The sequence below is a fragment of the Planococcus massiliensis genome (genome assembly GCF_000821325.1).
Lineage (GTDB): Bacteria > Bacillota > Bacilli > Bacillales_A > Planococcaceae > Planococcus > Planococcus ruber.
The window spans coordinates 2,426,668-2,441,525 of sequence record NZ_CCXS01000001.1 but is presented as its reverse complement, the minus strand read 5'-3'; the positions used below and the strand labels follow the sequence as shown (position 1 = coordinate 2,441,525).

At 45.1% G+C, this 14,858-nt stretch carries 13 protein-coding genes, 18 tRNA genes and 1 rRNA gene; 28 read left to right on the top strand and 4 right to left on the bottom strand.

Features of this window, described 5'->3' with window-relative positions; all coding sequences use genetic code 11:
- Positions 1-7: 7 nt before the first annotated feature.
- On the top strand, positions 8-895 hold the full coding sequence (gene nikC, locus BN1080_RS12265; RefSeq protein WP_052652374.1) for a nickel transporter permease: 888 nt from the start codon (positions 8-10) through the stop codon (positions 893-895).
- 52 nt (positions 896-947) lie between these two features.
- Here nikC and BN1080_RS12260 read toward each other — a convergent pair whose 3' ends face one another.
- The gene (locus tag BN1080_RS12260; protein WP_052652373.1) at positions 948-2,033 is read right to left on the bottom strand and encodes an FUSC family protein; all 1,086 of its coding nucleotides are present in this window, start codon (positions 2,031-2,033) and stop codon (positions 948-950) included.
- 39 nt (positions 2,034-2,072) lie between these two features.
- Entirely contained in the window at positions 2,073-3,359 is a 1,287-nt protein-coding gene (locus BN1080_RS12255; RefSeq protein WP_052652372.1) for a glutamate-1-semialdehyde 2,1-aminomutase, read from the bottom strand.
- A 120-nt stretch (positions 3,360-3,479) separates the two neighbouring features.
- Here BN1080_RS12255 and bcp point away from each other — a divergent pair, with 120 nt between their 5' ends.
- The 4 genes from bcp to perR all read left to right on the top strand — a co-directional run bounded on the left by bcp (position 3,480) and on the right by perR (position 6,031).
- Positions 3,480-3,956, top strand: a complete 477-nt coding sequence (gene bcp / locus BN1080_RS12250; protein ID WP_052652370.1) for a thioredoxin-dependent thiol peroxidase — start codon at positions 3,480-3,482, stop codon at positions 3,954-3,956.
- 13 nt (positions 3,957-3,969) lie between these two features.
- Positions 3,970-4,911: a D-2-hydroxyacid dehydrogenase gene (locus BN1080_RS12245; RefSeq protein WP_052652368.1), complete on the top strand. Its 942-nt coding sequence runs from the start codon at positions 3,970-3,972 to the stop codon at positions 4,909-4,911.
- A gap of 2 nt (positions 4,912-4,913) precedes the next feature.
- Complete coding sequence (locus tag BN1080_RS12240; RefSeq protein WP_052652366.1) at positions 4,914-5,465, top strand: cob(I)yrinic acid a,c-diamide adenosyltransferase; 552 nt, start codon at positions 4,914-4,916, stop codon at positions 5,463-5,465.
- Between the two features lie 122 nt (positions 5,466-5,587).
- Positions 5,588-6,031: a peroxide-responsive transcriptional repressor PerR gene (gene perR, locus BN1080_RS12235; RefSeq protein ID WP_052652364.1), complete on the top strand. Its 444-nt coding sequence runs from the start codon at positions 5,588-5,590 to the stop codon at positions 6,029-6,031.
- A gap of 92 nt (positions 6,032-6,123) precedes the next feature.
- Here the strand turns inward: perR and BN1080_RS12230 are convergent, their stop codons facing one another.
- Positions 6,124-6,477, bottom strand: a complete 354-nt coding sequence (locus tag BN1080_RS12230; RefSeq protein ID WP_052652362.1) for a YgzB family protein — start codon at positions 6,475-6,477, stop codon at positions 6,124-6,126.
- A 182-nt stretch (positions 6,478-6,659) separates the two neighbouring features.
- On the opposite strand from BN1080_RS12230, the gene BN1080_RS12225 reads away from it, so the two are divergent.
- The 23 genes from BN1080_RS12225 to BN1080_RS12115 all read left to right on the top strand — a co-directional run bounded on the left by BN1080_RS12225 (position 6,660) and on the right by BN1080_RS12115 (position 13,748).
- The gene (locus BN1080_RS12225) at positions 6,660-7,526 is read left to right on the top strand and encodes a nucleotidyltransferase-like protein (RefSeq protein ID WP_052652360.1); all 867 of its coding nucleotides are present in this window, start codon (positions 6,660-6,662) and stop codon (positions 7,524-7,526) included.
- 805 nt (positions 7,527-8,331) lie between these two features.
- Positions 8,332-8,447, top strand: a 5S ribosomal RNA gene (gene rrf / locus BN1080_RS12220).
- A gap of 13 nt (positions 8,448-8,460) precedes the next feature.
- Positions 8,461-8,535 (top strand) — tRNA-Asn (locus tag BN1080_RS12215).
- Between the two features lie 7 nt (positions 8,536-8,542).
- Positions 8,543-8,632: transfer RNA gene (locus tag BN1080_RS12210), tRNA-Ser, on the top strand.
- A gap of 33 nt (positions 8,633-8,665) precedes the next feature.
- Positions 8,666-8,740 (top strand) — tRNA-Glu (locus BN1080_RS12205).
- A 10-nt stretch (positions 8,741-8,750) separates the two neighbouring features.
- Positions 8,751-8,826, top strand: a tRNA-Val gene (locus tag BN1080_RS12200).
- 74 nt (positions 8,827-8,900) lie between these two features.
- A tRNA-Met gene (locus BN1080_RS12195) sits at positions 8,901-8,977 on the top strand.
- A 40-nt stretch (positions 8,978-9,017) separates the two neighbouring features.
- Positions 9,018-9,094 (top strand) — tRNA-Met (locus BN1080_RS12190).
- A 3-nt stretch (positions 9,095-9,097) separates the two neighbouring features.
- Positions 9,098-9,173: transfer RNA gene (locus BN1080_RS12185), tRNA-Asp, on the top strand.
- 18 nt (positions 9,174-9,191) lie between these two features.
- Positions 9,192-9,267: transfer RNA gene (locus BN1080_RS12180), tRNA-Phe, on the top strand.
- A 22-nt stretch (positions 9,268-9,289) separates the two neighbouring features.
- A tRNA-Thr gene (locus BN1080_RS12175) sits at positions 9,290-9,365 on the top strand.
- Between the two features lie 4 nt (positions 9,366-9,369).
- Positions 9,370-9,453 (top strand) — tRNA-Tyr (locus BN1080_RS12170).
- 6 nt (positions 9,454-9,459) lie between these two features.
- Positions 9,460-9,533, top strand: a tRNA-Trp gene (locus BN1080_RS12165).
- Between the two features lie 20 nt (positions 9,534-9,553).
- A tRNA-His gene (locus BN1080_RS12160) sits at positions 9,554-9,629 on the top strand.
- 43 nt (positions 9,630-9,672) lie between these two features.
- A tRNA-His gene (locus BN1080_RS12155) sits at positions 9,673-9,748 on the top strand.
- Between the two features lie 9 nt (positions 9,749-9,757).
- Positions 9,758-9,829: transfer RNA gene (locus BN1080_RS12150), tRNA-Gln, on the top strand.
- 5 nt (positions 9,830-9,834) lie between these two features.
- Positions 9,835-9,909, top strand: a tRNA-Gly gene (locus tag BN1080_RS12145).
- A gap of 8 nt (positions 9,910-9,917) precedes the next feature.
- A tRNA-Cys gene (locus BN1080_RS12140) sits at positions 9,918-9,991 on the top strand.
- 9 nt (positions 9,992-10,000) lie between these two features.
- Positions 10,001-10,084 (top strand) — tRNA-Leu (locus BN1080_RS12135).
- 450 nt (positions 10,085-10,534) lie between these two features.
- Entirely contained in the window at positions 10,535-11,152 is a 618-nt protein-coding gene (locus BN1080_RS12130; RefSeq protein ID WP_052652358.1) for a DUF47 domain-containing protein, read from the top strand.
- 15 nt (positions 11,153-11,167) lie between these two features.
- Complete coding sequence (locus BN1080_RS12125; protein WP_052652356.1) at positions 11,168-12,166, top strand: inorganic phosphate transporter; 999 nt, start codon at positions 11,168-11,170, stop codon at positions 12,164-12,166.
- 128 nt (positions 12,167-12,294) lie between these two features.
- Positions 12,295-12,378 (top strand) — tRNA-Leu (locus tag BN1080_RS12120).
- A 317-nt stretch (positions 12,379-12,695) separates the two neighbouring features.
- Positions 12,696-13,748, top strand: a complete 1,053-nt coding sequence (locus tag BN1080_RS12115) for a C45 family autoproteolytic acyltransferase/hydrolase (protein WP_052652354.1) — start codon at positions 12,696-12,698, stop codon at positions 13,746-13,748.
- Positions 13,749-13,779: 31 nt separating this feature from the next.
- Here BN1080_RS12115 and BN1080_RS12110 read toward each other — a convergent pair whose 3' ends face one another.
- Positions 13,780-14,826 carry a C45 family autoproteolytic acyltransferase/hydrolase gene (locus BN1080_RS12110; RefSeq protein WP_052652352.1) on the bottom strand — a complete coding sequence of 349 codons (1,047 nt, stop codon included), beginning with the start codon at positions 14,824-14,826 and terminating at the stop codon, positions 13,780-13,782.
- Positions 14,827-14,858: the final 32 nt, after the last annotated feature.

Below are 14,858 nucleotides of genomic sequence, written 5' to 3'. Positions count from 1 at the left end.
GTTCTTAATGGCTAATGCTGTAGCAAATAAAAACGACGTACAGATCGAAAAAGTGGCGGGCCCCTGGAAAGAGGCTTGGCGCGGATTCAGAAAAAGCAAAGTCGCGGTAATCGGGATGGGCATTGTTATTTTCTTCATTTTGCTGGCGATTTTCGGTCCGCTGTTTACACCGCAAGGCATCAATGAACAAAACTTAGGCAATCGCCTGTTACCTCCTTCCAGCGATCATTGGATGGGGACGGATGATTTTGGCCGGGATATTTTATCGCGAATCGTTTACGGTGCAAGAATCTCCCTATGGGTAGGTTTCCTTGCTGTTATCGGTTCCGTGATTATTGGAAGCATTTTGGGCATCCTAGCAGGCTATTACGGAAAATGGGTAGATACCATCATTTCACGTGTTTTTGATATCATGTTGGCATTTCCAAGCATCCTTCTGGCAATTGCTGTCGTATCGGTGCTAGGGCCGTCACTTCGAAATGCTTTGATTGCCATTGCAATTATCAACGTGCCGAACTTTGGCCGACTGATCCGTTCAAAAGTATTGAGTATTAAAGAAGATGAATACATCATGGCGGCTAAAGCGATCGGCATGAAAGACAATCGGATCCTGTTCTCGCATATCTTGCCGAATTCCATGGCGCCGGTAATCGTTCAAGGAACATTGGCAATTGCAACGGCTATTATTGAAGCGGCTGCTTTAGGGTTCCTTGGATTAGGAGCGCAGGCACCTGATCCGGAATGGGGGAAAATGCTGGCAGATTCCAGATCCTATTTGACCAATGCGCCTTGGACCATGATTTTCCCAGGGGTAGCGATCATGTTGACAGTTCTTGGGTTTAACTTAATGGGAGACGGGCTGCGCGATGCACTCGATCCTCGCATGAAATCCTAATAAAAAAGAGTGGCCAGGGGATATCCCTTGGCCACTCTTTTTTATTGCTGCATTAGATTACATCTTCCAAATCGCTTTCAATCTCGTCTGCATGGAAATTATGGTAGGAAACAATCAGCAAATCCAAATGTTCAAGCTGTTCTTCATAATCCAGGATGGCTGATAGCACATGCATTAAATGATAAATGGAAAATTCACTGTCATTTTCTTCTTGAGCAAGATTGATTTCTTTTACAAATATTCCCATCACTTCATTTCGCTTCATAGCGGCTTCCGGGCCGAGAGCAAGATTATGTTCGGGCTTTAATTTCCCGACATATTTCATATAAAGCTGTTCATGATACCCGGCGAGCCTTTCCAACTGTTCCTGGACCATCATGTGAAAATGCTCCGGAAGCTCGGTCAGCTTGTTTTCAAAGCGGTGAAGCCGTTTTAAGACCTCCAAGCTTTTTTTCGATGTGAGAATCATTTGCCGATACATCACTAATTTGCGCGCTTTCACATACTGCTGCTTTTTGGTATAGCTGCGTTCTTCTTTGTAAAACGTATACCATTGATCGACTTTTGAAAGTTTGTCTTCTAACTTGTCGATGTCGTCTTTAATCGACGTGTAATCTGAAGTATGAAGGATCGAGACCCGAATCCACCGGATCACTTCTTCACTGACATCGTGGATCGAACCGAAAAGGCGATTTTCATATTTGGGCGGCAAGAAAATCAAATTGACGACAAATGCAGCTAATATCCCAAGCAAGATTGTCAGGAAACGAAGTGTCGCCAATTCCAAGAAGTTTTGGTCATGAGCTTCCATGATAATGATCAGCGTGACCAGCGTTAAAGGCACCGGCTTCTCCAGTTTCAGCTTGAGCATGATGACAATCGCCAAAACAGCTGCCAATCCAATGGTTAAATAATTGGTGCCGATTGTCAAAACGAATACAAAGGCAATGACGGCGCCAATTAAATTGCCGTAAATCTGGTCGAGCACGGTCAAAAATGACCGGTAAATGGAAGGCTGTATAGCGAATATAGCGGCAATCCCAGCAAAAAGAGGGGAAGGCAATTGCAAAATATCTGCAAGAAATAAGGCGAATGAAATCGCGATTCCTGTTTTAAAAATACGAGCACCTAATTTCATAAAACCACCCACCCCTTTCTTTGGTCATTTGTTTCTGGCTTAAAGCTGGCGGAACGCTTCGCGTACAGCTTGAATCGACGTTTTCACATCTTCTTCAGTATGTTCGGTCGTTAAAAACCAGGCTTCGTATTTTGAAGGCGCCAAGTTGATGCCTTGATCCAGCATCAATTTGAAGAACCGGCCGAAAATTTCACCATCGCTTGCTTCTGCCTGTTCATAATTTTCGACTTTTTGGTCCGTAAAGTAAATGGTTAAAGCGCCTTTTAAACGGTTAATGGTAATTGTTACGCCAAATTCAGCTGCAGCTGCCAAGATGCCTTCTTCCAATTGGCGGCCGAGTTCGTCCATTTTCTCATAGACGCCTTCTTCGCGAAGGACTTCCAAACATGCGATGCCTGCTTGAATTGACGCCGGATTGCCGGCCATAGTTCCTGCTTGATAGGCAGGCCCAAGTGGAGCGACAGTCTCCATAATTTCTTTTTTGCCGCCGTAAGCCCCGATTGGCAGGCCGCCGCCAATGATTTTCCCGAGAGCAGTCAAATCAGGCGTTAACCCAAGAAGATCCTGGGCACCGCCGTAATGGAAGCGGAAAGCGGTGATGACTTCATCATAGACGATCAAAGCGCCTTTTTCTTTGGCGATGCGGTGCACTTCTTCTAAAAAGCCTTTATTCGGCTCAACGATTCCGAAATTCCCGACAATCGGTTCCACTAAAATACACGCAATTTGGTCTCCCCATTTGTCCATGGCTTCAGCGAAAGCTTCGGGATCATTGAATGGTATTGTAATCACTTCTTCGGCAATCGTCTTTGGAACTCCTGCAGAGTCGGGTGTCCCGAGTGTAGCAGGGCCAGATCCGGCAGCGACAAGCACCAAATCCGAATGGCCGTGGTAGCAGCCGGCAAATTTCATGATTTTTGTGCGGCCCGTATAAGCGCGGGAAACGCGGATGGTCGTCATAACGGCTTCCGTTCCGCTATTCACGAAACGGACTTTGTCCATTTTCGGCATCGCTTCTTTTAGCATTTTCGCGAAAGTGACTTCATGGCGTGTCGGTGTTCCGTATAACAAGCCGGTTTCAGCGGCATGCGTAATGGCTTTTGTAATATGCGGATGTGCGTGGCCGGTAATGATTGGGCCATAAGCTGCCAGGTAGTCGATGTATTTATTGCCATCGACGTCCCAGAAATAAGCGCCTTTTGCGCGTTCCATGGCAACCGGAGATCCTCCGCCTACGGCTTTATAAGAGCGCGACGGGCTATTGACTCCGCCGACGATATGTAATAATGCTTCTTCATGCAATTTTTCAGATGTAGAATGGTTCATTTTGATAGCCTCCTAATTGTGTCTACTCTTCATTGTAGACAATATTAGGGGAGAACGCCAAAGAAATTGAATATGGCGCGGCTGTCCGGTACGATAGATAGTAGAAAAGGAGTGGTAAAGATGACAACATTTGAAGGTTTGCAAGCGCCTGATTTTTCGCTGAAAAATGAAACGGGCAACACCATCGCTTTGACCGATTTTGCAGGAGACAAATATGTGGTCCTTTATTTTTATCCGAAAGACATGACGCCCGGGTGTACGACCCAGGCGTGCGATTTCCGCGACGCGGAGAAAGATTTCTCCGAATTGAATGCCGTGATTCTAGGCGTCAGCGCCGATTCGGAAAAGCAGCACGGAAAATTCATCGAAAAGCACGGCTTGCCGTTCTCTCTATTAGTGGATGAAGACCACGCGCTTTCGGAGAAATACGGTGTCTGGGTACAGAAGAAAATGTACGGCAAAGAATTTATGGGCATCGAACGCTCGACTTTCCTGATCGATCCAACGGGAACGGTTGTCAAAGAATGGCGGAAAGTGAAAGTGGATGGCCATATAGAAGAAGTGCTCAACACCTTGAAATCTTTGACGAATCAATAAAGGGGCGGAAACAATGGAAGTGCTTTTTACTTTTGTGCCAAAAGACCATCAACAGGAAATGCTGGAAAAGGAATTCCCGAACGTGGATTTCCATTTCACGAAACAAGACAAATCTCGGCTTTCGCATGCAGAAATTGTGGTCACATATGGAGAAGATTTAACGGCTGAGGATATCGAAAAAGCGGCAAATTTAAAATGGATCATGGTGGCAAGTGCTGGAGTAGAAAAAATGCCGCATAAAGCGATTCTCGAAAAAGGAATTACCGTGTCCAATGTCCGGGGCATCCACAAAATACCGATGGCTGAATCGGTATTGGCGCATTTGCTGTCGATTAAGCGATCTCTTCCAACCATTTATGAAAAGCAAACGCAGAGAGAATGGCATCGCAAAATCCGTTCCAGTGAATTGTCCGGCTCTACCGCTTTGATTATTGGCCCAGGGGCTATCGGCGGTGAGATCGGCCGTTTGCTTCAGGCTTTCGGCGTATCCACCATCGGCTGCAACCGTTCAGGAAAACAAGCCGACTATATGAATGAAATGGTGTCATTTGAAAACATTCTGGAAGTGTTGCCAAAAGCGGATACTGTGATTTCAGTTGTGCCTAGCACCGAAGAAACAAGAGGAATGCTAGGCAGTGAACATTTCAAGGCGATGAAATCCCAAGCGATTTTTATGAACTTCGGAAGAGGAGACCTTGTGCCGGATGACGTGCTGGTAAAAGCGCTAAACGATGGGGAAATTGGATACGCGGTCTTGGATGTTTTTGAACAAGAGCCGCTTCCATCAGACCACCCTTTGTGGGGCATGGAGAATGTGGTGGTTTCACCTCACGTGTCCAGCCATTCGGGCCGCTACGTGGAACGGGCATTGGAAATTTTCGCGCCTAACCTGAAAAAATGGTTAGAAAATAATTCCGATCTTACCAACCAAGTAAATATGGAAAAGGGGTATTGACTGTGAAAATCTATACAAAAACAGGCGATAAAGGTACCACATCCCTCGTATACGGCACTCGGGTTGCAAAGAATGACGCGCTCGTCGAAGCATATGGCACTTGCGATGAAGCCAACTCCATGATTGGCCTTGCAATAGGCCATATGAGCAATGAGTTCTTTCAGGAAAAAGAACAGTTGGAATCCGCTTTTCATGAAATCCAGACGACATTATTCCATGTTGGAGCTGAATTGGCAACGCCTGCCGGCAAAGAAGTCAAGTGGAAGCTTAAAGAGGAAGACATCACAAAGCTAGAAGGCTGGATCGATCAATACGATGCAGAAGTTCCGGCACTTAAAAACTTCATTTTGCCCGGCGGACATCCTGCAGGAGCTTCGCTTCACGTCGCACGGACAGTGGTCAGAAGAGCGGAAAGGGCAGCCATTTCCATCGGGGACTCCGTATCGCCGAATGTATTGGCTTATCTGAACCGTTTATCTGATTTCCTCTTTGTCGCTGCGCGGTTGATCAATCAGCGCCTGGGGAAAATTGAGAAAGGGCTTCATCAGTCGTAACTAGGTGATAAAGCCTGGAAAGCTTGACAATATAGTGATTTCTTGACATGCACCCTCTTTTTTAAGTACACTAATTATAACGATTATAATATAAGAATATTTATGAAGTGAGGTGCACAGCGATGTCTGACGGACAATTAAAGGACGCGCTTGATGCTTTGAAGTCTACAGGTGTGAGAATCACTCCACAACGCCATGCGATTTTGGAGTATATGATTCATTCTACAATGCACCCAACAGCGGATGACATTTATCGCGCGCTTGAGAAAACTTTTCCAAATATGAGCGTTGCAACAGTTTATAATAATTTACGGGTGTTCAGAAAAGCGGGATTGGTAAAAGAATTGACGTATGGCGATTCTTCCAGCCGCTTCGATTTTGTGACCAACGACCACTATCATATGATCTGCAATGATTGCGGGAAAATCGTAGATTTCCATTACCCAGGACTGGATGAAGTGGAGCATCTTGCTTCGCATGTTACCGGATTCCAAGTGGATTATCACCGTCTTGAAATTTACGGAACATGCCAGGAATGCTCTGAAAAAACTGCAAAAGCCCAATAATTGACGAGCATGTTCTGCATGCTCGTTTTTCTTATGCCGATTTGCAGAAAAAAATCGCTGGAGCATTTAGGAGCTCCAACGATTGGCAATGATTATAATTTAGAATTTTTCTTATTGTAATTGACATCGAACTCTTTTCCTTCAAGAGCAGGATCCATAGTCAAAGGTTCGCGGCAGTGCATGCACATGTCTACACGGCCAAGCATTTTTGTATGTCTTCCGCAATTCGGGCATTCAACGGGAACGGTTTTCATGGAGAGCAATCCGATCCATGCGTAAACAGCTGTACTTCCGACGATGGCAATAAGGCCGAGCAGCATGAAGATCACCATCACAACCGGGTGGCTTCTAAAATAGATGCCGACGTACATAATGACAATGCCGATGAAGATCAGCGACAGGGCAAAAGTCCGAATGCGATTGATTTTATTTTTATAAGGTTTCATTATTTATTTCCTCCTTGCATCCATCATACTATATCATAAATGCATCGAAAAAGTGATAATGATTCATAGAGGCAGGAATCTAAAAGAAATATGTCGAAATAAAGAATACAAGAGCCGGTGTGTGGCGAAATAAGCGGGCTGACATAACTGCATGTCCGATAGAATGCAAGGAGTGGAATTCAATGGAGCAGATTCTTAGACCGATTTACCAAGAGCGTGCCAGCCAGGAAAGTACGTTGGGAGTTATAGTGGTCGAAAAAAGAGAAAAGGTAAGCCCGATTACGGATACATTTGATACGATTCTTTTAATCATTACAAAAGAGAATGAAACTTCGGTCTTCACTAAACATTATACGTATCTTGATAAAAAGGCAGCCATGCACATTATCACGGAAAAACAATTGCATAAATGGCTTTTGCTAGGAACGAACCGAAAAATTGTGGACTGGCTATTTCACGGGAAGATTATTTACGACCGCAACGAATTTATGGAAAAGCTGAAACGGGAGTTGAAAGATTTTCCTTTCTACGGACGAAAGATCAAAATGGGGATGGAGTTTGCCAAGTTAATCCGCCGATACTTGGAAGGGAAAGTATTCTTCGAAGAAAGAAATTATTTGGATGCCTATCACCATATTGTAGAATCGTTGCATCATTTAGCCCGATTAGCTGTACTGGAAAATGGTTTGCCGCCCGAAGTGACCGTTTGGACTCAAGTGAAACAAATGGAGCCGGCCATTTACAAACTTTATGAAGAATTGGTAACGAGCGATGAATCCATTGAGAAAAGATTGGAGCTTTTATTTTTGGCCAGTGAATTTTATATTCATTCTCGTACGAATGACGGAGCTCGTCATATTCAAGAGATCATGGCAGGCAAAGACCAATGGACGATCCAGGAGCTTCATGAACAAGAAGAGCTTCGGAATTATTCTTCAGATTTAGAAGTATTTATCGAATACCTGGTCGACAAAGAATTAATTTTCGTAAAAAGTGTTAATACGAAAAGTGATGGAATCTTCCATAGATATTATTATGTGAAAAGTTAATTAGAGAATAAGTTCACGACGAGCCGATCGTTTCAATAAGTAAAATCGGTTCGTTTTTTTATTGAAATTGAAGCATATATAGAAGGGAAATGATTTAAGAATCCTGCTAAGGCAAGGGAAGATAAGTAATCATATTTTTTTCGCAGAATCTGTTGACAAAGAAGCGTGATCCATATTATGATAATACACGTCGCTAAGAGATAAACGATTTCACGAGAAAATAATTATTGTGATAAAGTGCTTGACTCTTTTGAGAAGCGATGATAAATTAGAGAAGTCGCTTTTACAGGACGGCAAAACATGAACCTTGAAAACTGAACAGCAAAACGTCAATAAATTACTGATCAGGCTCAGCCAGATCGAAGCGAATCGCGCGCCTTTTCGGAGGCGGCGATGCGCCAGCAGTATTGAGCAATCAACACTACTCTATAATGGAGAGTTTGATCCTGGCTCAGGACGAACGCTGGCGGCGTGCCTAATACATGCAAGTCGAGCGGAACTGGGGGAGCTTGCTCCTTCCAGTTTAGCGGCGGACGGGTGAGTAACACGTGGGCAACCTGCCCTGCAGATCCCTCAAAGACGATGAGGTAGATAGGTTCGAGGTGGAAGCGTGGCGACACGTGCAGCTGACGAATACTAATCGATCGAGGACTTAACCAACTTTGTTTACGGAAACCAACGGTTTCACCTGTTTCAATGTCGCCTATCCAGTTTTGAAAGAATAAGGCAAAAGTTTTTTCAAAAAAAGCTTGAAATACCGGTCAGAATTGGTATAATAAAACTTGTCTTTCAAAATAAATATTAGTCTGGTAGTAATGGCAAAGAGGCCACACCCGTTCCCATCCCGAACACGGAAGTTAAGCTCTTTTGCGCCGATGGTAGTTGGGGGGCTCCCCCTGTGAGAGTAGGACGTTGCCAGGCTGATCCATATTATTCCGAAGTAGCTCAGTGGTAGAGCACCGCACTGTTAATGCGATGGTCGTAGGTTCGAATCCTACCTTCGGAGCCATTCTTTTGGAGAGCTGTCCGAGTGGCCGAAGGAGCATGATTGGAAATCATGTAGGCGGGCAACCGTCTCAAGGGTTCGAATCCCTTGCTCTCCGCCAGTAGCATTATCCAAACGAAGACTACAAATCAATGGCCCCTTGGTCAAGCGGTTAAGACACCGCCCTTTCACGGCGGTAACACGGGTTCGAATCCCGTAGGGGTCACCATTATATAACTGGAGGATTAGCTCAGCTGGGAGAGCATCTGCCTTACAAGCAGAGGGTCGGCGGTTCGATCCCGTCATCCTCCACCATTTACAATACATAAGCAAAACTTGTAAATATGAGTTTCTTCTATAATATAGGAAATAAACTCAACTATTATTATCGCGGGGTAGAGCAGTTCGGTAGCTCGTCGGGCTCATAACCCGGAGGTCGCAGGTTCAAATCCTGCCCCCGCAACCAAATGGTCCCGTGGTGTAGCGGTTAACATGCCTGCCTGTCACGCGGGGTAGAGCAGTTCGGTAGCTCGTCGGGCTCATAACCCGGAGGTCGCAGGTTCAAATCCTGCCCCCGCAACCAAATGGTCCCGTGGTGTAGCGGTTAACATGCCTGCCTGTCACGCAGGAGATCGCCGGTTCGATCCCGGTCGGGACCGCCATTTTTATCTTTCAAATGTGGGTCAGTAGCTCAGTTGGTAGAGCATTAGATTGAAGCTCTAAGTGTCGGCGGTTCGATTCCGTCCTGACCCACCATATTTTTATTTTTTATCTCCATGCCGGAGTAGCTCAACTGGTAGAGCAACTGACTTGTAATCAGTAGGTTGAGGGTTCAAGTCCTTTCTCCGGCACCATTTTGGTGGGGTAGCGAAGTGGCTAAACGCGGCGGACTGTAAATCCGCTCCTTCGGGTTCGGCAGTTCGAATCTGCCCCCCACCACCAGTTTTTAGGGGCATAGTTTAACGGTAGAACAGAGGTCTCCAAAACCTCCGATGTGGGTTCGATTCCTACTGCCCCTGCCAATTTTTTAAATTATATGATGGCGGTCGTGGCGAAGTGGTTAACGCACCGGATTGTGATTCCGGCACTCGGGGGTTCAATTCCCCTCGTCCGCCCCATGTTTTAATTTCAATTAAATGCACTTATAAAAATAGTAAAGTGGCGGTCGTGGCGAAGTGGTTAACGCACCGGATTGTGATTCCGGCATTCGGGGGTTCAATTCCCCTCGTCCGCCCCATCTTATTATTGGGGTATAGCCAAGCGGTAAGGCAACGGGTTTTGATCCCGTCATGCCCTGGTTCGAATCCAGGTACCCCAGCTTTTGCGGAAGTAGTTCAGTGGTAGAACGCCACCTTGCCAAGGTGGAGGTCGCGGGTTCGACCCCCGTCTTCCGCTCCAACATTTTTGGCGGCATAGCCAAGTGGTAAGGCATGGGTCTGCAACACCCTTATCACCGGTTCGAGTCCGGTTGCCGCCTCCATTATATTATGCCGGCGTGGCGGAATTGGCAGACGCGCGGGACTCAAAATCCCGTTCCTTCACGGGAGTGTCGGTTCGACCCCGACCGCCGGTATCATGGAAAGGACCTGCCTGTCCTTTCAAAAAGCCTTCAGCATCTTCGGATGGTGAAGGCTTTTTTTGTTTTCAATCTGCCTTCATGGGAAGGAAGAAATGCTTTGCGTAATGTTTGAGCAGAATTCCAACCGGTTAATGTGAAGGCGGGAACCCGAGTATTGAAGATAAAAGTCTTTCTAATTTCTATAGAATGATTTATACTAAACTAGCTAATTTGCGAAATTCTCTTAGATGAAGAGTAAGTTAAATGGCGAGTGGAGATCAGCAGCTGTTACGTTATTACAGAAATGGAGATTAAAGAAAATCGAATAGAATAATCGTTGAATTCATAACTTTTTGTTTTATTAAGGCTTTGTAAATTTGGTTTTAAAGTTGTATTAAAACGGGTTAAAATAAGCTATTATAATCTAGCTTTGATTTTATTTTAGAAATTAGCGGAGGTAAGAAAATGGCTTTCAAGAAAAAAGATAAGTTTGCAGTTCTACTAGGGGATATTGCTTCAAATTTAAAAGAGAGTGCAGCTTATTTTGCTGACTACAAATTAAGAGAAATCAGCGATTTGAAGATTTTCTCCAATACGATGAAAGATTATGAAACAAAAGGCGATAATTATGTGCATACAGTAATCCAGGATCTGAACCAAGCGTTTATAACGCCCATTGAACGCGAGGACATTCTAGCTCTTGCGATGACGATGGATGATGTGCTGGACGGCCTTGACCATACTGCCTCTATGTTTGAAATGTATTCAATCGTAAATGCGGATGAATTTATGCTGGAGTTCGTAGAAGCAATTCGAATGAGCACGATTGAAATTGAAACAGCTGTGGATTTAATGTCTACTAAAAAATTGCCCGCTATGCGAGAGCATGCCATTAAAATCAAAGATTACGAATCTCAATGCGATGTGACGAGACGCCATGCGATCAAACATCTGTTCCAAACGGAAAAAGATCCGATCCGCATCATTCAATATAAAGAGATCTATGAAGAACTTGAAGAAATTGCAGACCACTGCCAAAAGGTTGCGAATACCTTCGAATCTATTATTATGAAAAACGCTTAAGGAGCAAGATGACCGATGGATATGGTTCTGCTATTAACAGTTTTAATTGTTGTATTTGCTGTAATATTCGATTTTATCAACGGCTTTCATGATACGGCCAACTCAATCGCTACAGCGGTTTCCACAAAAGCTTTAAAACCGCGCCACGCAATCATGCTGGCTGCTGCCATGAATTTCGTAGGGGCGCTGGCTTTTACAGGTGTTGCGAAAACCATTACAAAAGACATTGTTGATCCATTCACGTTAACGAATGGAACAGTTGTGATCTTAGCTGCTTTAATCGCGGCGATTGTATGGAACTTGATTACTTGGTACTATGGCATTCCGAGCAGTTCCTCGCATGCACTGATTGGTTCAATTGCTGGGGCTGCGATTGCTGCTGCCGGATTCTCTGCCTTGAATTATGGGGGATTCCTTACCATTATCCAAGCGCTGATTTTATCGCCGATCCTCGCATTTGCTGTGGGGTATTTGGTTTACAGCATTTTCAAAATTGTATTTAAGAATAACAATTTAACTAAAACGAATCGAAATTTTCGTTTGATCCAAATTGCGACAGCTGCTTTACAATCTTTTTCACATGGTACAAACGATGCCCAAAAAGCAATGGGGATCATCACAATGGCGTTGATTGTCAACAATTATCAAACGTCAGATGATGTTCAGTTCTGGGTTCAAGCGACATGTGCAACAGCTATGGCTTTGGGAACGTCTATCGGCGGCTGGAGAATCATTAAAACCGTCGGAGGCAAGATTATGAAAATCCGCCCTGTCAATGGAGTAGCTGCTGACCTGACCGGTGCAGCTGTTATCTTCGGTGCCACGTTCATCCATTTGCCGGTTAGTACGACGCATGTCATTTCTTCATCCATTATGGGGGTAGGGGCATCTCATCGATTAAAAGGCGTCAAGTGGGGGACCGCGAAAACAATGTTGATCACGTGGCTCATTACCATGCCAATCTCAGCGTTGCTGGCAGCCGGCATATACTTGATCCTCAATATCTTCCTGTGAAATAAAAAGAAGGCCTTCCAAATTTGAGGAGGCCTTCTTTTTATTTGGAATCGGAAAAACAAATGCAAAAAAGTACTTGTGCATTCAATAAAAGCTATGTTAAGATAAATCTTGTCCAATTCGATTAAGCCGGCGTGGCGGAATTGGCAGACGCGCGGGACTCAAAATCCCGTTCCTTCACGGGAGTGTCGGTTCGACCCCGACCGCCGGTATATTTTGTTCCGCTCAGCGGATGCGAAACACTTCTTGCTTTAAGCAGGGAGTGTTTTTTTGTGCTTTTTTACGGAAGTAGAAAGAGAGATGGTTGAAACGTGATAGAACTTGCGATGACGTTATTTCGCTTCTGGAGGAAGAATTATTCCGGTAAAGTATTATTAAAGCTTTAAGGTGCTTTAAATGAAGAATTAGAGGCATATCCGCCTTTAAGGTTTCTTTAGTAAGAAGAAAAGAAGGCAATTCCTGTCTTTATCTAATAATTGCTTGATATAATAATGGGAGAAAATGTTTTCAAAAGCAGAAGGAGGAGCCGATGAAACAGATCCATAGCGACATTTTGCAATTTCGAGGCAGCCATTATGAATTTGGAAAGATGCAGGGAGAACGGTTAAAGAATTCCATTACATTGGAGAATCGCAGAAAGCAGTGGAAAGCGAAACGGCCACGCTTTGAAATCGGGGTAAATGAGACAAAAAATGCGTTTCTTCAATTTGCTCCGGGCATTTGGGAAGAACTGCTGGGGCTGCAGGAAAGTTTGGAACTGCCCATCGAAGAAGTATTAAGGGATTTTGGCGGGTACCGGATAGACGCAATGCCATCCGGCTGCTCAATTGTGACCGGGAATGATTTTCTCGTCCGGAATTACGACTTTCATCCGCAGACTTATGAAGGGCGTTTTCTGCTGTTTCAACCGGATGACCAAGGCTATGCGTTTATTGGCCCTTCGTCCCGCATTATCGGGCGCATGGATGGGATGAATGAGAAGGGTTTTGCCATGGGGTATAATTTCACGCACCGGAAACAGCCGGGAGACGGGTTTGTGTGCTACATGATCGGCAGGATCCTGCTGGAGACCTGTTCGACGGTAGAAGAGGCGATAGCGCTTTTAAAAGAAATTCCCCATCGTGGTTCTTTCAGCTATGTAGTACAGGACGTAAGCGGGGAATCATCAATTATTGAAGCGAGCCCAAGAGCTGTCAATGTAAGGAAAGACGGGGCCTGCACCAATCATTTTGAAATCCAGCAGCATGAAAACCGGAACTACTTAAATGATTCGCATGAACGGTTGGCTGCGATCCGGCAAGAACCGGCTGCAACAAAAGACGCCTATTTAGCCTTTCGTCTCTTCAACGATATGGATAAAGGCGTGTTCTCGAAGCTGTATAAAAGTTGGGCAGGAACCATCCACACGTCTGCCTATTTGCCAAAAGAATTGAAGGCATGGTTTGCGCTGGGCGGCAACCGGGAACCTGAAATTTTTGATTTCAAAAAATGGCTGGCGGGAGAAGATCTCGCTGAAACCCAAATGTATGGAGAAATCGATACAGAGATTGGATTTGCCCACCTTGATAAACAATTTGTTTAAAGCAAAAAAGCGTCCCATCCAGGACGCTTTTTTACATTTCCGCCATATGCGGAAACGGCAGTTTTGTATCGATTTTTCCGTTGATGCGTTTCGCGAGCAACCGTTCTCCTTGCAGCCATTTATCAAAATCAAACATGAGCGGCAAGCGATTCGGACCGAGGGCAAAACCGACTTCCAAACTTTCCGGGAAGTAAAAGGCGGTATGCAGCGTTCCGGAAGCGGTGCTGTATTTTTCCGAAAAGACGCCTTGATCCAAGTCGTTGAGTCTTCGAAAAGCACTGTAGGCATCTGTTGTTTCGTTCAAATGGGTACGGATGGTTTCTTCTCGGCGAACCGAATCTTTCATCTGGTAGCGGTTCTCTTCCGTCAGCAATTCAAAATGGTTGGTGGACACGTTTGACGTGCGCGCAACGACTGAGCGGGGAGACGCTTCGACGACGACCGATTTTCCGGTGCGGTCGAGCAGCACATAGCTGAAAGAACGGCGATGCGGAATTTCTTCCAGCAAGTCGATCGCTTCTTCAACGGTTGCACAATTCTCCAACACAAGCCGGCCGATCATATTGCAAATAAAACCATCTTCGGAATTGCGGCGATTGATGAAGTTATAGCCCATCACAAGCCCTTTTTCATTCAAGCCATCGGTCCGGCCGGTGATTTGCATCGTAGGGCCAATTGTTGCATAGCCGCCGTCTGTCGGCTGATAGAGTGCGAACCGCCCCTCGTAGCCTTCCGGAGAGCTATCGTAATTGCGGACCATGTAGGCGCTGCTCGTAAAAATGGAACAGCCGCTTCGCGTATATTCCAAATAATAGCCGCCGAAATCACGGATGGCGTCCTGCATATTCCACTCTAATGCATCAGCCAATCCGTTGATTTCCTCCCAAATTCTCGGAGCAAATGCAAGCAGCGTTTCTTTTGCCTGTGTTTCATCTATGAGGAAATTCTTGTTTTTAGAGCCCCATTGTTTTTTGCGGTTGGGAAGGATAAAGGAATCTCTCAACAACTCGCCTTGTTTATAACCGAAATCATAATGGCTGCCGCGAAATTGAACAATATCACTGTGGACTTTTTTCACTGGCGATCCCTCATTTATTGGAAATTAGTGAA